Annotated in this window: 20 protein-coding genes; 6 read left to right on the top strand and 14 right to left on the bottom strand. The window is 60.2% G+C overall.

The window, feature by feature from the left end:
* Nucleotides 1-54 precede the first annotated feature (54 nt).
* The 4 genes from J4E53_RS23910 to J4E53_RS23895 form a co-directional block, all read right to left on the bottom strand.
* A complete protein-coding gene (locus J4E53_RS23910) occupies nt 55-1,503 on the bottom strand; it encodes a carotenoid oxygenase family protein (protein WP_060738137.1) in 1,449 nt (482 codons plus the stop codon).
* Between the two features lie 35 nt (nt 1,504-1,538).
* Nucleotides 1,539-2,720: an MFS transporter gene (locus J4E53_RS23905; RefSeq protein ID WP_103309501.1), complete on the bottom strand. Its 1,182-nt coding sequence runs from the start codon at nt 2,718-2,720 to the stop codon at nt 1,539-1,541.
* A 54-nt stretch (nt 2,721-2,774) separates the two neighbouring features.
* Nucleotides 2,775-3,767 (bottom strand): transporter, encoded by a 993-nt coding sequence (locus J4E53_RS23900; protein WP_060738135.1) that lies wholly within the window; start codon nt 3,765-3,767, stop codon nt 2,775-2,777.
* A gap of 144 nt (nt 3,768-3,911) precedes the next feature.
* Nucleotides 3,912-4,532 (bottom strand): TetR/AcrR family transcriptional regulator, encoded by a 621-nt coding sequence (locus J4E53_RS23895; RefSeq protein ID WP_060738134.1) that lies wholly within the window; start codon nt 4,530-4,532, stop codon nt 3,912-3,914.
* A 163-nt stretch (nt 4,533-4,695) separates the two neighbouring features.
* Between J4E53_RS23895 and J4E53_RS23890 the strand changes: the two genes are divergently transcribed.
* Nucleotides 4,696-5,136, top strand: coding sequence for a hotdog fold domain-containing protein (locus J4E53_RS23890; protein WP_103309499.1), 441 nt, complete (start codon nt 4,696-4,698; stop codon nt 5,134-5,136).
* 83 nt (nt 5,137-5,219) lie between these two features.
* On the opposite strand, the gene J4E53_RS23885 is transcribed toward J4E53_RS23890, so the two are convergent.
* From J4E53_RS23885 to choW, 5 genes are all read right to left on the bottom strand, one after another.
* Nucleotides 5,220-6,356, bottom strand: a complete 1,137-nt coding sequence (locus J4E53_RS23885) for a hybrid-cluster NAD(P)-dependent oxidoreductase (RefSeq protein WP_103309503.1) — start codon at nt 6,354-6,356, stop codon at nt 5,220-5,222.
* A 9-nt stretch (nt 6,357-6,365) separates the two neighbouring features.
* Nucleotides 6,366-7,622 (bottom strand): SRPBCC family protein, encoded by a 1,257-nt coding sequence (locus J4E53_RS23880; protein WP_103309497.1) that lies wholly within the window; start codon nt 7,620-7,622, stop codon nt 6,366-6,368.
* Between the two features lie 139 nt (nt 7,623-7,761).
* Nucleotides 7,762-8,700, bottom strand: coding sequence for a LysR substrate-binding domain-containing protein (locus J4E53_RS23875; RefSeq protein ID WP_060738131.1), 939 nt, complete (start codon nt 8,698-8,700; stop codon nt 7,762-7,764).
* Between the two features lie 29 nt (nt 8,701-8,729).
* A complete protein-coding gene (gene choV, locus J4E53_RS23870; RefSeq protein WP_060738130.1) occupies nt 8,730-9,953 on the bottom strand; it encodes a choline ABC transporter ATP-binding protein in 1,224 nt (407 codons plus the stop codon).
* Nucleotides 9,950-10,798 carry a choline ABC transporter permease subunit gene (gene choW / locus J4E53_RS23865; RefSeq protein ID WP_060738129.1) on the bottom strand — a complete coding sequence of 283 codons (849 nt, stop codon included), beginning with the start codon at nt 10,796-10,798 and terminating at the stop codon, nt 9,950-9,952. The genes choV and choW overlap by 4 nt, the downstream gene beginning before the upstream one ends.
* 158 nt (nt 10,799-10,956) lie before the next feature.
* On the opposite strand from choW, the gene J4E53_RS23860 reads away from it, so the two are divergent.
* From J4E53_RS23860 to J4E53_RS23850, 3 genes are all read left to right on the top strand, one after another.
* The gene (locus tag J4E53_RS23860; RefSeq protein ID WP_146042640.1) at nt 10,957-11,256 is read left to right on the top strand and encodes a hypothetical protein; all 300 of its coding nucleotides are present in this window, start codon (nt 10,957-10,959) and stop codon (nt 11,254-11,256) included.
* A 136-nt stretch (nt 11,257-11,392) separates the two neighbouring features.
* Complete coding sequence (locus J4E53_RS23855) at nt 11,393-12,097, top strand: TetR/AcrR family transcriptional regulator (protein ID WP_060738128.1); 705 nt, start codon at nt 11,393-11,395, stop codon at nt 12,095-12,097.
* Entirely contained in the window at nt 12,087-12,872 is a 786-nt protein-coding gene (locus J4E53_RS23850; RefSeq protein WP_103309495.1) for a pyrroline-5-carboxylate reductase, read from the top strand. The genes J4E53_RS23855 and J4E53_RS23850 overlap by 11 nt, the downstream gene beginning before the upstream one ends.
* A gap of 88 nt (nt 12,873-12,960) precedes the next feature.
* On the opposite strand, the gene J4E53_RS23845 is transcribed toward J4E53_RS23850, so the two are convergent.
* Nucleotides 12,961-13,482 (bottom strand): DUF4142 domain-containing protein, encoded by a 522-nt coding sequence (locus J4E53_RS23845; protein ID WP_060738126.1) that lies wholly within the window; start codon nt 13,480-13,482, stop codon nt 12,961-12,963.
* 217 nt (nt 13,483-13,699) lie between these two features.
* Here J4E53_RS23845 and J4E53_RS23840 point away from each other — a divergent pair, with 217 nt between their 5' ends.
* The gene (locus tag J4E53_RS23840) at nt 13,700-13,942 is read left to right on the top strand and encodes a YdcH family protein (protein WP_060738125.1); all 243 of its coding nucleotides are present in this window, start codon (nt 13,700-13,702) and stop codon (nt 13,940-13,942) included.
* 216 nt (nt 13,943-14,158) lie between these two features.
* Here J4E53_RS23840 and J4E53_RS23835 read toward each other — a convergent pair whose 3' ends face one another.
* From J4E53_RS23835 to J4E53_RS23820, 4 genes are all read right to left on the bottom strand, one after another.
* Entirely contained in the window at nt 14,159-15,022 is an 864-nt protein-coding gene (locus J4E53_RS23835; protein ID WP_103309493.1) for a LysR family transcriptional regulator, read from the bottom strand.
* A gap of 64 nt (nt 15,023-15,086) precedes the next feature.
* Complete coding sequence (locus tag J4E53_RS23830) at nt 15,087-16,805, bottom strand: hydrogenase maturation protein (RefSeq protein ID WP_103309491.1); 1,719 nt, start codon at nt 16,803-16,805, stop codon at nt 15,087-15,089.
* 215 nt (nt 16,806-17,020) lie between these two features.
* On the bottom strand, nt 17,021-17,335 hold the full coding sequence (locus J4E53_RS23825; protein ID WP_103309489.1) for an SCP2 sterol-binding domain-containing protein: 315 nt from the start codon (nt 17,333-17,335) through the stop codon (nt 17,021-17,023).
* Between the two features lie 51 nt (nt 17,336-17,386).
* Nucleotides 17,387-18,097 carry a histidine phosphatase family protein gene (locus tag J4E53_RS23820; RefSeq protein WP_060738122.1) on the bottom strand — a complete coding sequence of 237 codons (711 nt, stop codon included), beginning with the start codon at nt 18,095-18,097 and terminating at the stop codon, nt 17,387-17,389.
* 226 nt (nt 18,098-18,323) lie between these two features.
* Between J4E53_RS23820 and sohB the strand changes: the two genes are divergently transcribed.
* On the top strand, nt 18,324-19,355 hold the full coding sequence (gene sohB / locus J4E53_RS23815; protein ID WP_103309487.1) for a protease SohB: 1,032 nt from the start codon (nt 18,324-18,326) through the stop codon (nt 19,353-19,355).
* Nucleotides 19,356-19,373: the final 18 nt, after the last annotated feature.

The raw sequence follows: 19,373 nt of genomic DNA, 5'->3' as shown, positions 1-19,373 counted from the left end.
GCTCGCTCCCACAGGGATTGTGCTTAATTGACGGGCATCAGGGCCCGATGCCAATCAATCGCTTGGTGCCCAGCAGCCATGCAGCGACATGCGCATCCGGAAGGGAATCCTGATCCGGGCAATGGGGCCGCTGGCCATGTCACGGGTGTCCAGCACCACCAGTTCACTGCGCCCTTCGGCAATGAGGTTGAGCATGGCAACCACGTAGCCATCGGCTTCCTCTGCATCCGCCGAGCGCGGTATGAAGATGGGTTCCTGGAAGCATCCGCTGTCGCCGGGAAACCAGGCGTCGGTGCGGCCTGTCTGCAGGTCCAGGTGCGCCAGCAGGTTGAAAAACTGGAAGGGCATCGGCCCATTCGCCGGGTTGTAAGGCCGCTCAGGATCAAAGGCGAGCAGGAACCCATGCCGGTATTTTCGACCGATGTAGCGATCATCACACCGTGGAAACTCGCAGGGATATTCCGTCAGTGGCTGCGGTTGAACGTCCTCCTGCGTGCCATTCAGGTCGAAGGTCCAGCGCATCAGGCTGGCGGCCAGGGTTTCAGGCGGTGGTACGTAGCCGTCGGCCTGGGGGAAGAAGTAGAAGATATTCCCGCCGGTGACCGGCATGTCCACGTACACCTTGCCGCCCTCATCGAACGCATTGAGCGTATGCCCCTGGAAACCGTCCTTGGGCCCCTTGAACCAACGCACATCTTGCCCGCGCCCGTTGCGCGGCACGATGGCGAACAGCTGAGGCAGGTCGGGTTGCCACTGGAAATGCGGCCCGCCGTTTTTCATGCGCTCGACGTCAACCGTCAACGGAATCAATGGGAACACCACGTACCGTTCGGTCACCGCGAAATCATGCACCATCGCCGCATAAGGGGCCTGGAACCAGATCTCGTGCAGCAGCTTTCCGTCCGGCGAGATTTCGAAGTAGGCCAGGTCGGGCGTACCGTCGCCTTTGGCCTCATAACTGCAGGCCAGCAGGTTGCCTGTCACCGGATCGAGCTTGGGGTGGGCGGTGAACGTCGCGGCTTTGATCTGCCCATCAAAGGTCCATTCGCCGAGGGTCTCCAGGGTTTCGAGATCCATCGCCCAAGGCAGGGCATCTTCCTTGAGTGCCAACAGGACGCCGTTGTGAGGGATAACGGTGGTGTTGGCGGTGGTGTTGTTTTCTGCCGCTAAGGGGTCATTGGTGTAGACGTTTCGATAGACGCCGTTGAGCGAACGACCTTCACGGCGCTGGGCCAGCAGGCGATCGGTCTTCACGTAGCGGCGTCGCATCGAGACTTTGCCATTGGCAAAGTTGAAGCGGCTAACCATGCCGTCGCCGTTGAAAAAAATGTCGTTACCCAGCATGGGTGGGTACTGCGGGTCTGGCGCCACCTGATAAAACGTCCCACAGATCGAAGCAGGCAGGATGCCTTCGATCTCAAGATCGAACACCTCTGCTTCCACGCGGCTGGGCGTGTAGAGAGCACCGGAAAATTCAGGGGTTTGAGGGAATGGAATACTCATCAGGCAATCTCGTCAATGTGCGGGTTCGTTCAGGTTCAGGCCGATTGCGGGGACATCGCCGGTCCGGAAGGCTTCACGCCGCGGCGAAAGCGTGCAACTACCAAGCACGAGATCACCAAGGCTAGCAGATAGGCTGAGGCGGCCAGCCATCCGACCGCGCGGAAGTGTCCCTCGCCCACGACCAGTGCGGCGCCAAACGGGCCGAGTCCCTGGCCGATGAAAATCGCAGCGTTACCCAGGCCTGCCAATCGGCCGGAAGGGTCCAGTTCCGCCGCCATGGAAAGCAGGTAGGGCAGGCTGAAAAACCAGACCATATGGATCAGGCAGGCCGTGGTGATAAAGGCAACGGGGCTGGTGCCATAGACCATGATCAAGGTCGCCAGCAATGCCGTGCCGAAGCTCAACAGTTGCGGAAACAGCAGGCCCAGACGCCGTCCGATCAGCCCGGCCAGCCCGGCGCCAAGGGCTCCGGCAAGGATGCTGCCGCCGAGGATGCCGCCAATCTGCTGGGGCTCCAGGCCGATGCTCTTGCCGATGCGTTCCTGGTACACCCACAGTGCCGAGTGGCCGAAGAACAGCAGGGCAAACAGCAGGATCAACAGCATGGCGGTGAGACCGAATGGCTGGATCGAGCCATTGGCCGCGCGATGTGCTTGCGGGTAGTGCTTGGGCACTCTCCAGCAACCCAGCGCTGCGAGCACGCTGGTGATCGCCAACAGGGAAAACGCGCCATTCACGCCAAATGTTTGGAGGACCCGCGGCATGGAGGTCACCAGCAGCATGCCCCACAGCAGGTTGCCGATATTGATGACCGCGAAGGTCGCATCCTTGGAGGTGCGCAGCGCTGCGGTGGCATAGACCACCGCCATGACCGCGCCGCCGCTGGCGCCGCAGATCATCCTGGAAATGACCAGTCCGGTCTGGCTGTGCAGTTGTGTGCTGGCCAGGTTACCTAATGCCAGGATCAACAAGGCCACCAGGGCGAAGCGGCGCCGGTCGACGCTCGCCATGAACAGGGCGCAGGCTCCGCAAGCGATGGCCATCGCCATGAGTTCCGCGGCGAAGATAGCGCCGATTGCATTGAGCGGCAGGCCGAGCTGGTCGATCAGGGCACCGCCCAGGATCGGCTGGATCTGTAGCGTCCCCAGGGAAATGACCATCATCAGGCAGATGGCGCCCAGTGATTTTTTGCTATCGATGGAGTCGAGTGCGTTCATGAAGCATCACCTCAGGTAAAGAGCCTGCTCATACGTGAGCCGCCTACACGTCAATCAGAACTTGTGAACGTAGCGAACCTGCACCTGGTAATCCGCTCGGGAGCGATTCTCGACGCCGGTTTCTTTATAGGTGTTGAGCCAGAAGGCTTTGTCTTCGGTGATTTTCCAGAACAGGCCCGGGCCAAAGCCCAGCACCTTTTCCCGGGAGTCGGTCAGGGTGTTGCCGTTGACCTTGTCATCCGAAATCTGTCGGAAGTAGTAACCGTTGATGCCGACCGAGACCTTCGGAAACACTTCGTACGAGGCGGTGAAGTTGGCCCATGCCGACTGTCCTGACTGGGTGTCGTGCACCGTTTGCCCTTCAAAGAACTGCTGCGAACTGCTCGCCGGATCGTCGTTCTTGAAGTTGTACAGATAGTTCAGCCTCCAACTCACTTCCCAACGGGGTGCCGGCATCCAGGTCGCTGCCCAGTAGGGGTTCAGGGAGAAGTGGTTGGAGCCAGGGTTCAGGTCTTTGTCTTTGTCGTACTTGCCTGTTGGCAGGAGGGTGTCGAAGGCCATGCGCTGCACGAAAACCGGCCGGCCGCTGGCGTCGACGATCGGATCGAACTGGATCTGTGGCCCGACCGTGACATCGCCCAGGCCGGTAGCGTTGTCCTTGAGCTTGGCCCCGTTGTCGCCGAAGTCGCCATCCAGGGAAACGACGGGTACCAACAGGCTCCAACCCAGGTGTGCCCCTCCCGCGAAGGTGTCGGGTGAGTAGTAGCTCAACTGATTGATCATCGTGATGACGTTGATCTTCGGGTCATCGAAGGCGCCGTTTTTCTTGCCGCCGTTGGTCCTGATGCTGCTGGCGGTGCTGAACTTCAGGTAGGTCTGGTGAGTCAGCCCGGGTGGCCCCGCAAACCCGTCGTAGAAGCTGGTGCCGCCCAGGTTGATACCGCTGGGTTGGCTTACGGAAGGTGGTGGAGGGCCATCGGCGGCATGGGCGGCAAATGACGCGAAGCTGAGTGCCAGGCACGCTGGCAGGGATTTGGTCGGGCTCATTGAAGTGGCTCTATTCTTGGAATTGTGAGCGGGGGAATGTCCCCTGGCACTTCGACTTTAAGTCCCGGTGGTGGGTGATGCTTGAGCGCAACGGCCAGAGTTGACTGGGAGCGCCATTGACCGGGAGAAACGGGAGCGAGCTGCTCAGCCGCCAGCGCCAACGGCGCGCCAGGCGGCCTCGGCCAACTGCTGCCGGTAGTCTTCAGGGCTGCGTTTGACGCGGGCCGAGAGCCAGGCGCGGCAGTAGCTCTCCGCCGAACCGATGATCAGTGACGGGATCAGTTCGAAAGGCAGGTCCTGCAAATCCTGCTGGTGGGCCGGGTCGCTGAACCATTTCTTGAGCTCGGCGTTCCTGGCCAGATTCGCCTCGGCGAGCCGTTCGTTGAAGCCGCTGCGCGCGACCGCAAAGCGCGCCTGGTACTGGAACCGCGCCCAATCGGGTTGGCTGACCACCCAATCGACGTAGCTGAACACCAGGGCATGCACCCACTCCTGGGTCGAGGTGACAGCGCCAAGGTAGCTGTCCCGCAGCCGCGCCTGATCGTCCAGGGCGGTCATGTACAACGCCGCGACCAAGCCTTCCTTGTTGTCGAAATGGTGATAAATGGCCCCCACGCTCATCTGGCTTTCGGCCCGGATGATATCGATGGTGGTCGCTTCTATGCCCTGTTGGTTGAACAGCGCCAGGGCACATCGAAGGATGTGCCGCTTGGACTCGGCACGACGCCCTGGGTAGCAGCGCTCGAGGAGATCGACAGGTTCCATTTTTCGGCCCAGGCAAAAAGTGGCCATGGTAATTGAAACAAAGGCTCGGCACGAGCGATTGACAGGGTGGACATTTACAGAATATTGTTCTGTAACAGAGCAATATTCTGTAAAAGAGTAATGTTCTGTTCATGACTCCAGCCCACCTGACCAGAGATGCCCCATGAGCCAGACTCTCAGCATGTACCAAAGCGTTGGTCCGTCCGCTTTCAGCAATATGGCCTGCCAGATGGCACCGTACTTCGGCACCATCAACCCGGAGATTTCGCTGTTGGCCCCCGGCCGCAGTGAGGTGAAGGTGCCGTTCCGCAAGGAAATCACCAATCACTTGGCCTCCGTTCATGCGATCGCGTTGTGCAACGCGGCAGAACTGGCGGGCGGCATGATGACCGAGGTGTCCATCCCTGGCGGAGCTCGTTGGATTCCCAAAGGCATGACCGTCGAATACCTGGCCAAGGCCAAGACGTCCATCCACGCCATTGCCGACGGTAGCGACATCGACTGGCAGACCTCGGGGGACAAGGTTGTCCCGGTCGAGATCTTCGACGAGGGCGGCGTGAAAGTCTTCACGGCACGCATCACCATGAATGTAAAACTCGGTTAGGTCGCCTGACCCATCAGGCATCGACCGTTTCCGCCAGAGGCGCCATCAGCCACTGGCGGAAACGGCTGATGCTTGAGGCAAGGCTAAAGATCAAGGACCAGATCAGAAGTGGGTTTGCTGCAGCACAGCAAGCGCAGGCCTTTGTCGATTTCCCGCTGCCTGATACCGCCGTTGTGATGCATGTCCACCGTGCCCTGGAGCAGGGCCGTCTTGCAGGTGCCACAAATACCCTGGCTGCAGGAGGAGGGCACGATCGCGCCGGCTTTCCTGGCGGCAGACAGCACGGTCTGATTGCCCGGCATGCTGAACGTCTTGCCCGACCGCGACAGGGTCACGGTGAAGACGTCCTGTTGATTGAGCGAAGCCGCCTGCTCGATCAACGGTTCTTCATTCAGTGCGGCGATGTCGAAGCTTTCCTGGTGGTAGTGGGCGAAGTCGAATGCCGCCTCCCTGAGCAGCGACTTGACCGCTTCCATGTAACCCTGGGGGCCGCAGGTAAAGATTTCCCGCTCCTGGTAGTCCGGCACGTGCTGGCTCAACAACGACAAGTCGAGCCGGCCTATCGGTTGCTGCCATTGAGCGGTGTCGCCGAGACCTTCGCAAACACTGATGACCCGCAACCCCGGCATGGCGGCCTGCATGCGCGTCAGTTCCCCGTGGAAGATGATGTCGGTGGGCGTGCGGGCGCTGTGCACGAAAACGATGTCGAGGTTGCCGGCCATGTCGCACGCGGCCCGGGTCATCGACATCAGGGGCGTTACGCCGGAACCGGCGGACAGGTACAACAACTTGGTCGCCGGATGGCCGACCGGTGTGAAGCTGCCCGCCGGGCCGCAGGCCTTCAGGTTGTCGCCGGGCTTGAGGTGGTCATGCAGCCAGTTCGACACCGCGCCCCCCGGTACGCGCTTGACGGTAATGGAAAACGCAAATGGCCGGGTCGGGGAGGATGACAGGGTGTAGCAGCGGGCAATGGTCTGCCCGCCAATGACCGGTGAGATCGTGATGAATTGACCGGGCTCGAAGCTCAGGGCGCTGAAGTCCGCACAGCGAAAAATAAAGGTTTTGACGTCATGGGTTTCCTGGCGCACAGCGCAGCATTGCAGGGTTTTCTGTTCACCGCTGTGCCATTGCGCGCCGAACGTGCCCCAGGTGGCCGGGTCGGTAAAACGCTGGAGAGCGCTGGCGTTTCCAGGACGCGTCAGGTTTTCGTAAGTCGTCATGTTCATTCCTCACACGCCATGGGCGGCCAGACGCGCCGCGTACCAGCGAGAGAACTGGTCGACATAGGTTTCGGTGAAGGCCGAGAACGGCCCGGGCGTGTAGGCAGGATCCTGGGTGCCGCTGTGGGTGATGCCGACGAGGCTGGCGTCCTGCAGGTTGGTCGCGACCCAGACTTCGGTCAGCTTATCTACCTGGTAATCGACGCCTTCGACGGCATCGGCATGGACCAGCCATTTGGTGCGCACCAGGGTTTTATCGGACGCCAGCGGGATGATGTAGGAGACCACGGCATGGTCGCTCATGATGTGGGTCCACGAGTTGTGTGTCCAAAGATGCACATCGCCCAAGTCGCGGCGCGTGAGCTCGCCAAACAGCCGGGTGCACGCCACGCGGGTGTCCAGGGTCTGGGATTCGCCGTTGCCGGCAATGGCCAGTCGCTGCGAGCGGAACTGGGTCACGGCGTCTTCACCCAGGTGTTCGACGGCATCGCAGATATAACCTTCGTGCTCCCAGTTGGCCTTGGTCTCGGCATTGCGGCGGTGATACTCCGCCAGCGCCTGGAGTGAATCCTCCCCCAGCCCGTCGGTGCAGAAACCGAAATCTTCGGGCAGGAAAGAGGCGGTCAATTCCGGGTGGGTGGCGGCGCAGTGATAACACTCGCGATTGTTCTCGATCACCAGCTTCCAATTGCCGTTCTCGATGATTTCCGATTCGTAGGCGATCTTGGAATGGGCGAGGTCATATTGGGCGAAACGCGGTGTCATGACCTGGTCAAGGTACAGGATGTCTTCCGGCGGTTCGTCGCCCAGGCAGACGAAGACATGGGTGCCGACGATCCGAGTGTGCACCGGGATCAGGCTTTTACAGGTTGGGTCGAAGTCCTGGCCCATGTGTGCCGCATGTTTCAGGCTACCGTCCAGATCGTAGGTCCACTGGTGATAGGGGCAGACCAGCATGCCCACCGTTGACTTGCCAGCCTGTTTCAAGCGCGCCCCACGGTGCCGGCAAACGTTGCGAAAGGCCTGCACATGCTCATCATCGTCGCGTACCAGGAGGATGGAGGATTTGCCGATATCGAGGGTGGAGACATCCCCGGGTTCGGGGACGTCGCTGGTGACCCCCACCAGAATCCAATGCTGGGTGAAGAAGATATCGACATCGGTTTCAAAAATATCCTGGCGACCAAACAAACCGCCCGGCATGCCATGGCCCGGCGTGCGGTCGGTCAGAAGTTCACGATGGGTCTTCACGGTATTGATTGTCATTATGGGTCTCGCTCAAACGCAAAGTTGATCAGGCGGCGAGTACAGTTTGGAAAGGTGGCATAAGACCGTCAACGCGCTTTATTTTCACGCTCGCATAACTTTGCGTTATGCGTAAAAGTGGTCTTTAACATCTTTGTAATCAATGGTTTAGATGGCTGTCATCGCGCAGCCAATCGATCAGTGCCTGGGTGATGGGCTCACGTTTCCGACCGCTCGGAATAACCAGGTAATAAGCGTCTTTTGGCTTGACCACGTAGGGCGTAATTCTGATCAGTTCACCGCTGTTGAGCCGGTGCGCGATCAGCCGACTCCACCCCAGCGCAATGCCGTGGCCTTGAATAGCCGCTTCGATCGCATCGTTATAGGAACTGCAGCGAAAGGAATAGTTGAGCTTGGGGCGCATATCGCCCAGTTCCCGACACCAACGGTTCCAGGTCATCCAGCCTTCCAGGGTGGAGTCCGAATCAATCAGCGCCGTGTCCAGGAAATCGGTAACGGATGAAGGGGCTGCGTTGGCGGCAAGCCAGACCGGCGCGCAAACGGGAAACACTTCTTCATCGAACAGGAAAACCGAACTGCCATCCTCCCATTTCCCATTGCCGAAACGGATGGCCAGGTCGACGTCATCGCGGTATGAACTGGGCGAGACCTGTTGCGTCAGCAAGCGCAACTTCAACTTCGGTTGCAGGGTGCGCAGTGCAATCAACCGGGGGAGTATTCTCAAGTGAGAAAACGCTTCCGTGCAGGCGATGGTGATCTCCTGCTCACCAATGCCCTCGGCAATTTTGTCGAAGACACTGGCCATGCGATGAATGGACTCCGCGACGACCAGATGCAGGACATAGCCTTCGTGCGTCAGCTTGATCGACCGATGAAGGCGATGGAACAGCTTGGTCTCCAGGGTATCTTCCAATAACCGGATCTGCTTGCTGACGGCGGCCTGCGTGACGCCCAGCTCTTGGGCGGCGAGGGTGAAACTGGCCAGCCGCGCCACGGCTTCGAATTCCAGCAACGCCGTCATCGACGGTATCAACCGCCGATAGCCCTTGACCTTTTTATCGATATCGCTGGGTTGCATAGGTGTGTTCCAACGCCGTGCCGGGTGATTCAAGCCACCGAAGATGCTCTTGCGGGTTCAGCAAGCACAGGGTGCGACAGGTTGTGCCCCAACAGTGCCCGATACAGTTCACCGTCGCCCAGGATGCCCAGGACAGTATCGGCCTCATCCCGCACGATCAAGGGATGGCCCGTTTCGTAGCGAATCTGCAGGGCGTCGCGCATGGTGGTGATCGGCGGCACGCAAGTCGGTTGTCGCGCCAAGGTGTCGATTCGCTCGGTCGGATTCCATGATTGGACGTGTGCAGTGGTGGCGCCTTTTCGAACGCTGGTCAGATGCCGCTGCGGGTTCACCACCATCCACAGGTTTTGAGCCGTATCCAGGCAATATTCGTCGCGGGCCAAAACGCATTGGTCCAGTGGGGTCATCAAGCTTTTCGCGCACAGCACATTCAACGGGTTGGTGTGGGCGACGAAGTTGCGCACGTAGTCGTCGGCCGGGTTGAGTACGATCTCTTCGGGCGTGCTGTACTGGATGATCTTGCCGTCCTTCATGATGGCGATCCGCGTGCCCAGTTTCAGGGCTTCGTCCAGGTCATGGCTGACGAACACGATGGTCTTGTGCAGCTTGCGCTGCAGATCAAGCAACTCATCCTGCAGGCCTTGGCGGATCAGCGGGTCTAGGGCCGAGAACGGTTCGTCCATCAGCAGGATGTCGGCGTCCATCGCCAGGGCGCGGGCCAGGCCGACCCGTTGTTGCATGCCGCCGGACAGTTCGTCGGGCTTCTTGTTGCGCCATTGGGTCAGGCCCACCAGCTCGAGCTTCTCATCCACCAGCTTGCGGCATTCCTTTTCCGAGCGGCCCTGCATTTCCAGGCCGAAGCTGATGTTCTCGCGCACCGTCAGCCAAGGCATCAGGGCGAATTTCTGGAACACCATGGCGATGCGCTGGGTGCGCATCATCTTCAGTTCGGCGGGGGTGCAGGAAGCGATGTCGATCTGCCGGCCTTCGTGCTCGACGAACAACTTGCCACGGCTGACGGTGTTCAAGCCGTTGATGCAACGCAGCAGGCTGGATTTGCCAGAGCCGGACAGGCCCATGAGCACGCAGATCTCACCTTTGTTGATTTCCAGGTTGGCTTTCTCCACACCGACGATCAAACCGGTTTTCTGAAGAATCTCCGGCCGCGAAAAGCCTTGGTCGAGTAGTTCCAGGGCGGGCTTCGGACGGGCGGCGAAGATGACGTCGACGTCTTCGAAACGGATGATGCTCATACGTCACCTCTTTTCACGGTTTCCCGTTGTTTGCAGATTCGATCGAGGATGATGGCCAGCAGCACGATCGCCAGGCCGGCTTCGAAGCCCATGGCGATATCGGCGGTGTTCAGTGCATTGACCACCGGTTTGCCCAGGCCATCGGCACCCACCAGCGCGGCGATCACCACCATCGACAACGACAGCATGATGCACTGGGTGATACCGGCCGCGATGCTGGGCATCGCATGGGGCAGTTCGATACGCGACAGGAGTTGGCGACGGGAGCAGCCGAAGGCTTTGCCGGCGTCCATGAGTTCGTCCGGAACGTCGCGGATGCCCAGGTAGGTCAGGCGGATGGGCGCGGCAATCGCGAACACCACCGTGGAGATCAGGCCCGGGACCACACCCAGACCGAAAAGGGTCAGGGTAGGAATGAGGTAGACGAAGGTCGGTACGGTCTGCATCAGATCGAGCACCGGACGCATCAAGGTGTAGAACATCGGCCTGTGCGCGGCGACAATGCCCAGCGGTACGCCGATGATCACGCACACGAGTGTGGCGAACGTCACCTGGGCCAGGGTTTCCATGGTTTCCTGCCAGTAGCCGAGGTTGAATATCAGCAAGAATGAAAAGGCGACGAAAAGTGTCAGGCTGACCTTGCGTTGGATGTAATAAGCGAGGAACGCAAATATCGCGATCAAAGCCAGGGGGTTGAACCACAGAAGGGCGTGCGTCAGCGCAGTGATGGTCCCGGACAACGCCAGGGATATAGCGTCGAATACGTCTGCGCCATGCTGCGTCAACCAATCGACATACCGGGCAATGATCTCGCCCAAGGGAAGTTTCTCTTGTGTAATCCACATATCACTAATCCGGCTGATGGAAGAAATGACTCGCGAACGCAACCACCCGGGCACAGGCGTGTACGGCTGATCCAATCGCACGGCGGGGTTGAAATTCTGTTATCGCTGGGCGATGCGTTACCTGGCGGGGGCTAGGTTCTGTCCTGGCTGGAGCATCGATGACCTCGCTTCAAATGGTTGATATCTGTGGCCCAAGCGTTCGGGCAGCACAGAGCGCCTGCGCGCTGAACTCGCGTTGGCAGTTATCTGGATTTGGGCAGTGGGTGACAGATGAAGGGTATGACGAAGGCAGTCGTTCCGGCATTCTTTGGCCGGATGGCGAAGTTCTTTCAGCGGCGTTCAGCAAAAAAATCATAATGGCGGCTCGTTGTTGTTGTTTTAGAGTCCTTGCCTCTTGGAGATACAACCAGGCGCGCCTCACGGACATGTTGTTTCATGCCTGGGCCCGGCTTGTTTGATGAGAGCGGTGGTTGGATCTCCATGATGCTGGACTTTAAGTGCTCGAGACGGTCAAGTCAACAAAATGTACTCATGTGTACATTAAGGGATCATGAGAGTACATTTCTATCACGTATTTGAAGAAGGAGGCGCACGATGCCGCAGGTAGGGAAGGCCCGTAGCAAGGCCCAGGACGCAGGCTGGCGAGGCTCGCCGGAGGGCTGGCTGGAAGCGGCCTACGTGGCCCTGAAAGAGTCGGGCATCGATGCGGTCCGGGTCATGCCACTGGCCAAGCGCCTGGGTTTGTCACGCACCAGCTTCTACTGGTTTTTCGAGGACCGTGAGCAACTGCTGGCTGCTTTGCTGTCGCGTTGGCGGGAGACCAACACGGGGGGGCTGATCCGGCAAAGTGAAAGCTATGCCGAAAGCATTTCCGAGGCGATCCTGAATGTGTTCGAGTGCTGGCTCAACCCGCAATTGTTCGACTCGCAATTCGAGTTCGCCGTGCGCAGCTGGGCGCTTCAGTCTGCTGAAGTGGCCCAAGAGGTGGCGGTGGTGGACGAGCAGCGCATGAACGCCCTGGCGAACATGTTCAAGCGCTTTGGCTACGACAGCCAGGGGGCTGATGCACGGGCCCGAACGATCTATCTGACGCAGATCGGCTACATCACCATGAACACGACAGAGTTGATCACCGTGCGCTTCCAGCGCATCCCGCATTACGTGAGCATCTTCACCGGCAAAGTCCCCAAGCAGCGTGAGCTGGATCGTTTCTACGGGAAGTTCGGTTATGCCGAAAAAGAGCCCGGGGTCTTTGTGCCCTTGACCGACACGTTCGAAGGTCACGGCGATGATCAATGAGACCCTTGGGATCATTGGCGGTACCGGTTGGTTGGGCGGCGCGATTGCCAAGGCAGTCCTGGCGAAGGAGCTGGTGCCGGCGGGCAACCTGATCATTTCCAATCGCTCGGGCAATCATCCGTTGGCTCAACAAGGTGCTTGCCTGGTCACGGACAACCAGGACTTGGTGAATCGCAGCGCCGTGGTGATCATTGCGGTTCGTCCCGAGCATTTCGCCAGCCTGGGCATCAATGCGACGGGTAAGACGGTGATCTCCTTGATGGCCGGGATCACCGCGCAGGCGATTGCAGCGCAGACTTCGGCTTCAGCGGTCGTGCGGGCGATGCCCAACGCGGCGGTGGAAATCGGACAGTCCTTTACGCCTTGGTATGGCTTTAGCGCGATAGCGCCGGCGACGAAAAGCCTCGTGCAGCAGTTGTTCGAGTGCGTGGGCACTGCGGCTGAGGTCGAAAAAGAAGATTTCATCGATTACCTTTCCGCGCTCTCGGGCACTGGCCCGGCCTTTCCGGCCTTGTTGATGACGGCGCTGGCCCATCAGGCGATGCTGGCCGGTATACCTGGCGACATCGCACAGTTGGCGGCGAAAAGTGTCGTGGTCGACAGCAGCCAGTTGCTGGCGAGTCGTGACGCCCAGCAGATGATCGACGCCTTGGTGGCTTACCGGGGTGTCACGGCCGCCGCCTTGCAGGTGATGAGCCGGGGGGATTTCGAAGTACAGGTGGGAAGGGCGTTGCAGGCGGGCGCTGCGGTTGCGCGCAAGGGGCTTGAGGCCTGATAAAAGTCCGGGGTACGAAAACGGCGCCTTCCCGTCTTGGGAGAAGCGCCGTTTTTCCTTGAACGAGCCTCAAGTAGCGGGTTTACCGTTACTTGCTTGGATGGGCCGCCTGGAGTTTCTTGGCTTCATCCAAGTGATGTTGCAGGTCCGGCAGCATCTTCTGGGCGAACGCCTTGAGTTCGGTGTTACCGGCTTTCTTGTCGTCGGTCACGGTATTGGCTTCTTTCTTGAACAGGGCGATGGTTTCTTCGTGGGCCTTGACCTGGTTGTTGGCGAAGGCCGCATCAAAGGACTCATCGCGCACCTCGAGAATCTTCGCCTTGGCTTTCTTCATCAACGTGGTGTCGTCGGGCACTTCGATGTCATGTTTTTTCGCCAGCGTCTTCAGCTCTTCGTTGGCCTTGGTGTGGTCGGTGATCATCTTGTTGGCGAACGCCTTGATGTCCGCCGATTGGCTTTTTTCCAAGGCCAGTTTGCTGGTTTCGATTTCCGCGATGCCACCGACCGCCGCCTCGTCGACAAAGTCGTTGGAAGTCGCGGCCCAGGCCATGCCCATGCTGGTGCTCAGGGCGACTGCCAGGCCAAGTTGACGCAGGATGAATTTGTCCATAAGTGAGTCTCCATACAGGTTGAACGAGCGATTCTTGTCGTCTCTGATCAATGGAGGGTTGTGCCCGGGCAAAGGTTTGATCGCCAAGCGATCCGGTACGACGAACGGTCACCGCTGGTCGGATTGGCGGTCGACAGAACCCCGTTCAAGAGGCCATCCTGATAATCGACGGGCGTTGAAAGGACGCCTGCCACCGATCCATCAAAGGAGGTGTTCCATGCCGGTGTCTCACGATTTGTGCCAGGATCTCAACTACACAAAAGATCAAATCCAGCAAAAACGCAGCGAGAATCCAAGGCTCGACTCGTTACTTCAACAATACTCCCAACTTGATGCCAAGGTGGTCGATGCCGAGAAGCCATCCTCCGCCGCGCTGCCCGCCGACGTTTTGGAGACGCTCAAGAAGAAGCGATTGCTGATCAAGGACGAGATCGTGGATCACATGCAGAGCGAGCCATAGAACCCGACCCTTCGTATCGCGAAGGGCTTTTGTGGCCAGGGATTGCTCCCGCTGGGTTGCGACTGTAGGAGCTGCCGAGTGCAACGAGGCTGCGATCTTTCCACTGGCGATTGAGCCGCAAGAGAAAGATCGCCGGCTTCGCCAGCGCCTGAAAAGCGGGAGCAATCCCAGGCCATGTCAGGTCCTCATCCCGGGCAAATCTTGCTTGAGCAGCCGTCAGGTCAATGGATCCCAGCGCTGTGACCAGTCGCTGCCGGTCTTGACGATCTCTCGCAGCACTTCGAATGCCTGCTGCAACGCCGCTGAGTCCCGATCGCGGGAATAGACCAGGTAAGTCGGATAATTGAATTCCGGTGCCTTGGGCACCCGTTCCAGGATTCCACTGTCCAGGTAGCTCTGCACGACTCGCGTGCGAAAGTAACCGCTGCCGCCGTTTTCCAGGATGTATTGCAGGGCCAGGGGGCCGAGGTTGAAGGTCACGGCGGCCTTGGCCTTGTCTGGCAGCGCGGTGTCGTGTTGGCGCCGGAAGTCCGCGCTCCAGTCGATATACACATAGGGTTCGGGACGGGCGGCCAGGCGCACCAGGATGAGTTTTTCTTCCAGCAGTTGTTCTACCTGCAGGCGCGGCCAGTATTCGGGCTGATAGACCACCGCCGCATCCAGCAGGCCCAGTTCCAACTGTTGCAGCAGCTTCTCGCCGTCGCGGATGTCCATGCGCAGGGCGTGACCGGGGATCTTCTGGCGCAGTGCTCCGGCCCAGGCGAGCATCAAGGGGTTGCACAGGCTGACCTCGCCTCCCAGGTGCAGGACGTTTCGATAGCCCTCGGGCAGCGGCAGGTCCCGGCGGGCCGCTTCCCAGGTTTGCACCAGTTGGTTGGCGTAGACCACAAAGGCCTCGCCGTCGGCGGTCAAGCGCGCGCCGGCACGGTTGCGCACGAACAGCGCGCAGCCAAGCTGGCTTTCGAGCTTCTGGACCCGGGCGGTGATCGCCGTCTGGGTCACGTGCAGCTTTTCGGCGGCTGCGGCGAGGCTGCCGTGACGGACGATTTCCAGGAAAGTGCGGGCGAGGTCGATGTCCATGTTCAGGCCGATGCGGGGGAAGCGGGCATTGTAAGAGCTGCCAAGCCTTCCCCGATACCGGGAGTTACTGGACGGCTTGGGCCTGTCTTGTCCGCGCCCAAGGTGCAACCAGGCGTTCGGGCGTACGGCAGGTCTTGTGCTTGAAGACGAAACGACGGCATTTGTCGGCGAAGCCGTGGCGATCGTCGACCATGTCGCGGCGCATCTGTGCGAGTTCATCATCGCGACACGCCTGGATCGCCGACAGGCTCCGTTCGGCCTTGCGCATCCGGATGCTTTCATAGGTCGGATCGAGCAGCGCGCGGTTGGCTCGCTGCAGCAGCCACAGGCCGAACTCGTCGGGGCAACGCGGGCCGATCTCCTGGACCATGCCGTAGCGCAACGCCTGCAAGGCGCTGATGGGCAGGCAGTCCTGGGTGAGCTTCCAGGCCATGTCCGGACCGACCGCGCGGGGCAGGCTGTAGGTCCAGTATTCAGAGCCGTACAGGCCCATGGTCGCGTAATGGGGGTTGAGCACAATGTCACGGCGCGCCAGCACGATATCGGCGGCCAGGGCCAGCATCACACCGCCGGCCCCGGCGTTCCCTGTCAGGCCGCTGACCACCAGTTGCCGGGCGCTGAACAGCTCCAGGCAAACGTCGTCGATGGCTTGTATGTTGGCCCAGGCTTCCAGGCCCGGCTCGGCGGCGGCCTGGATCACGTTCAGGTGCACGCCGTTGGAAAAGCTGCCGCGCCCACCACGGATCAACAGCACCTGGGTGTCCCGGGACTTGGCCCAGCGCAATGCCGCCACCAGGCGCTGGCATTGCTCAGTGCTCATCGCCCCGTTATAGAACTCGAACGTCAGCTCCCCGACATGGCCGCATTCGCGGTAACGAATGGGTTGATAGGGTTCGTCGCTGAACGGCTGCCGGCCCAGGGAACTGTCGAGCACCGGGATACCTTCGAGGCGGTTCGACAGTACATGGCGCGCCGGGCGCTTGAAGGTCTGTTCGCCGGGTTGCGGTTTGCGGCGCAGTGCGCCGATCCACAGGCTGGCATCCCCTGTCGCCACCAGCACCGCATCGTCACGCACGGCCAACAGCTCGCCGGGCAGGCCGCGGCGAACGTCCGGATGGGCGTCGTACAGGTAAAACTGTTCGCCGGCCAGGCTTGCGAGCACACCGGGCTGACCGTCCGCGGCGTCGATGCAACGCTTGATGAAACCGCTGCTGTCGTGCCAGCTGAAGCTGCGATCGTCCTGGGTCATGTTCGGTTGCAGGCGCCCGATCACGTCATGGCGGCCATAGTCCAGTGGCACCGGGACGAAACCGTCATGGTATTTTTCCACGACCTCGCGGATGCAACGAATGGCCGCGTCGCTGACCGGACCGTTATACAGCTCCGATTTACGCAGGCCTTTGGGCAGGTCGAATTCCCACGTGGCCCACACGGGCCCGGCATCCATTTCCTCCACCGCCTGCAATGCGGTGACACCCCAGCGTTCGGGCTGCCGGGTGATCGCCCAGTCCAGGGCACTGGCACCGCGATCGCCGACAATCCCCGGATGAATGATCACCACGGGGCGCCGTGGGTTGCGCCACAACTGCTCGGGTACGCGGTCCTTGAGAAACGGGCAGATCACCAGATCGGCGCCGCTTTCTTCGATTTGCCGGCAGACCGAAGCCGCATCGGTGAACAGCACCACGCTGGGGCGATAACCGGCCTCGCGCAGGTCCAGCCAGGCGCGTTGGGTCAAGCCGTTGAATGCGCTGGACAGCAGAACGATCTTCAGTGGGGGCATAGGTCTCTCTTCCTTGAGATGAGCAGGCACAGGCTCCCGATGAGCCGTCCCTGGCCTTGATGGAAGCGCTACGTTAGCGGTTGAAGGACGCGCGGGAACTGACAGGGGTCAAGGTTGTGTGCGGTGGGAAATCAAGGAGGGCAAAAACACGAATCCCGCCATGGGGGCGGGATTCGTTGGCAATCAAAAGGCTCGCGAGGAAGGCGAACTCAATCTCAGGCTGGGAACAGCTCGGACAGTTTCATGGCCAGCATCATGTCGCCTTCGGCGCGCAGCTTGCCGCCCATGAACGCTTGCATGCCGTCGGTGCTGCCGTCGACGATGCCTTGCAGGGTTTCGCCATCCATCACCAGGGTCACCTGGGCGTCCGGGTTTTCACCTTCCTGCAGTTCGCAGCTGCTGTCCTTGACGATCAGCGAGAAATGCTTGGATTCATCGATGCGGAAACCGAATACCAGGTCCAGGCCGGCAGCGGCGGCTGGGTTGAACTTGGCTTTCATGGCTTGTACGGCGTCGGCTACGGAGGTCATGGTTTCGATCCTTATTTGGGTGGTACAGCAAGGGTCTACAGTAATCCGGACTCAGCGAAAGGTGATGAGGTCCGGGGCCTTCAACAGTTGCAGGTGGGCATGGCTGTTGAAGGAAGCCAGGGCCACCTCGCGGCCCCTGAATTTCAGGTGGTTGAGCGAGGTGTTGACGATTTGCCAGTTCAGTTCAAAGGCCTGTCGGGCCGGTATCCGGGTGATCAGGTGGAGCAGGGCGGTGATGGTGCCGCCGGAGGTGAACACGGCGATCTTGTGGGTGTTGTCGGCTTGCTCCAGGATGCGCTGCAGGCCGGCCTGGACCCGCTCGACGAAACCCAGCCAGCTTTCGAGACCGGGCGGGTCATACTGGCCGCTCAGCCAGCGCTCGACGATCAGCACGAAGATACGCTGGAATTCGGCGCGGTTCTGCGCGGCGTTGCGCAGGATATGCAACGCCTCGGGTTCCTGGGGGAGCATGTCCGGCAACAGGGCGCGAATGACCGCGTCGGCATCGAACTCGTTGAACGCCGGGTCGATTTCCAATTCGGGGACCGGCATGCCGGCGGCGGACATCTGGCCCAGCGCACCGGCGGCGGTATCCTGTTGGCGCCGCAGGTCACCCGAGAGGCAGCGGTCGAATACGACACCGAGCTCGGCGAGGTGGTCGCCGAGCACTTGCGCCTGGCGTACGCCATTGGGCGAAAGGACATCGTAGTCGTCCGCACCAAAGGAGGCCTGGCCATGTCGAATTAGATAGATACTGCCCACGTCCGCGTCATCCCGGTACGTTGAAGGTTTGGCGAGGTTATGGGGATGGCGGTGAGCTGTCAATGAAAAAACATACGCTTGTTTGAAATGCCCGTTGCAGCCCTGTCCTGCCTGGCTCGCGTCAAGGTAACCATAGGTTTCTTGGCTGGTCGCGACGCAGGCGCATGGGTATGCTGGGGCTGTCACGCGCCTGCGTTCAGTGGCGCATTGCATTTAAGGAGTTGCTGTGGAGTTTTTCATCGAGTACGCCGGTTTCCTGGCCAAGACCGTGACGCTGGTGATCGCCATCCTGGTGGTGCTGGCCAGTTTTGCTGCGCTGCGCAGCAAGGGGCGGCGCAAGTCGGCCGGCCAGTTGCAGGTGAGCAAACTCAACGATTTCTACAAGGGGTTGCGCGAGCGCCTGGAACAGACGTTGCTGGACAAGGATCAGCTCAAGGCCTTGCGCAAGGCCGAAGGCAAGGCTGAAAAGGCCGGGAAGAAAAACAAGGACAAACCGGCGGCCAAGCCCCGGGTGTTCGTGCTGGACTTCGACGGTGACATCAAGGCCTCGGCCACCGAGAGCCTGCGTCATGAAATCACCGCGTTGCTGACCCTGGCAACGCCGAAGGATGAAGTGGTGCTGCGCCTGGAAAGTGGCGGCGGCATGGTCCACAGCTATGGTCTGGCCTCGTCGCAACTGGCGCGGATCCGTCAGGCCGGCGTGCCGCTGACCGTCTGCATCGATAAGGTGGCGGCCAGCGGCGGCTACATGATGGCGTGCATCGGCGAGAAGATCATCAGCGCCCCCTTTGCGATCCTGGGCTCCATCGGCGTCGTCGCGCAATTGCCCAACGTCAACCGTCTGCTGAAGAAACATGACATCGATTTCGAAGTGTTGACGGCCGGCGAATACAAACGCACGTTGACGGTGTTCGGCGAAAATACCGAGAAGGGCCGGGAGAAGTTCCAGGAAGACCTGGACATCACCCATGAACTGTTCAAGAACTTCGTGTCCAACTATCGCCCGCAACTGGCCATCGATGAAGTGGCTACGGGTGAAGTCTGGCTGGGTGTCGCGGCGCTGGGCAAGCATCTGGTGGACGAGCTGAAAACCAGCGACGAGTACCTGGCCGAACGGGCCAAGGGGGCCGAGCTGTACCACCTGCACTACGCTGAACGCAAAAGCCTGCAGGAACGCATTGGCGTGGCGGCCAGCGGTTCGGTGGATCGCGTGCTGCTCAGTTGGTGGAGCCGCCTGACCCAGCAGCGGTTCTGGTAATCGCAGGAATAATGCCTA

The sequence above is a fragment of the Pseudomonas sp. FW305-28 genome, assembly GCF_017351395.1.
Classification (GTDB): Bacteria; Pseudomonadota; Gammaproteobacteria; order Pseudomonadales; family Pseudomonadaceae; genus Aquipseudomonas; species Aquipseudomonas fluorescens_AA.
This window is presented reverse-complemented; position numbering and strand designations above follow the sequence as displayed.

What these genes read in the sequence shown, in the direction of transcription:
- choW (WP_060738129.1), bottom strand. Translation starts at nt 10,798, where the DNA reads ATGTGGATTACACAAGAGAAACTTCCCTTGGGCGAGATCATTGCCCGG.
- J4E53_RS23835 (WP_103309493.1), bottom strand. Translation starts at nt 15,022, where the DNA reads ATGGACATCGACCTCGCCCGCACTTTCCTGGAAATCGTCCGTCACGGC.
- J4E53_RS23895 (WP_060738134.1), bottom strand. Translation starts at nt 4,532, where the DNA reads ATGGAACCTGTCGATCTCCTCGAGCGCTGCTACCCAGGGCGTCGTGCC.
- choV (WP_060738130.1), bottom strand. Translation starts at nt 9,953, where the DNA reads ATGAGCATCATCCGTTTCGAAGACGTCGACGTCATCTTCGCCGCCCGT.
- J4E53_RS23905 (WP_103309501.1), bottom strand. Translation starts at nt 2,720, where the DNA reads ATGAACGCACTCGACTCCATCGATAGCAAAAAATCACTGGGCGCCATC.
- J4E53_RS23850 (WP_103309495.1), top strand. Translation starts at nt 12,087, where the DNA reads ATGATCAATGAGACCCTTGGGATCATTGGCGGTACCGGTTGGTTGGGC.
- J4E53_RS23845 (WP_060738126.1), bottom strand. Translation starts at nt 13,482, where the DNA reads ATGGACAAATTCATCCTGCGTCAACTTGGCCTGGCAGTCGCCCTGAGC.
- J4E53_RS23885 (WP_103309503.1), bottom strand. Translation starts at nt 6,356, where the DNA reads ATGACGACTTACGAAAACCTGACGCGTCCTGGAAACGCCAGCGCTCTC.
- J4E53_RS23890 (WP_103309499.1), top strand. Translation starts at nt 4,696, where the DNA reads ATGAGCCAGACTCTCAGCATGTACCAAAGCGTTGGTCCGTCCGCTTTC.
- J4E53_RS23900 (WP_060738135.1), bottom strand. Translation starts at nt 3,767, where the DNA reads ATGAGCCCGACCAAATCCCTGCCAGCGTGCCTGGCACTCAGCTTCGCG.
- J4E53_RS23855 (WP_060738128.1), top strand. Translation starts at nt 11,393, where the DNA reads ATGCCGCAGGTAGGGAAGGCCCGTAGCAAGGCCCAGGACGCAGGCTGG.
- J4E53_RS23840 (WP_060738125.1), top strand. Translation starts at nt 13,700, where the DNA reads ATGCCGGTGTCTCACGATTTGTGCCAGGATCTCAACTACACAAAAGAT.
- J4E53_RS23860 (WP_146042640.1), top strand. Translation starts at nt 10,957, where the DNA reads ATGACCTCGCTTCAAATGGTTGATATCTGTGGCCCAAGCGTTCGGGCA.
- J4E53_RS23825 (WP_103309489.1), bottom strand. Translation starts at nt 17,335, where the DNA reads ATGACCTCCGTAGCCGACGCCGTACAAGCCATGAAAGCCAAGTTCAAC.
- J4E53_RS23880 (WP_103309497.1), bottom strand. Translation starts at nt 7,622, where the DNA reads ATGACAATCAATACCGTGAAGACCCATCGTGAACTTCTGACCGACCGC.
- J4E53_RS23830 (WP_103309491.1), bottom strand. Translation starts at nt 16,805, where the DNA reads ATGCCCCCACTGAAGATCGTTCTGCTGTCCAGCGCATTCAACGGCTTG.
- J4E53_RS23910 (WP_060738137.1), bottom strand. Translation starts at nt 1,503, where the DNA reads ATGAGTATTCCATTCCCTCAAACCCCTGAATTTTCCGGTGCTCTCTAC.
- J4E53_RS23875 (WP_060738131.1), bottom strand. Translation starts at nt 8,700, where the DNA reads ATGCAACCCAGCGATATCGATAAAAAGGTCAAGGGCTATCGGCGGTTG.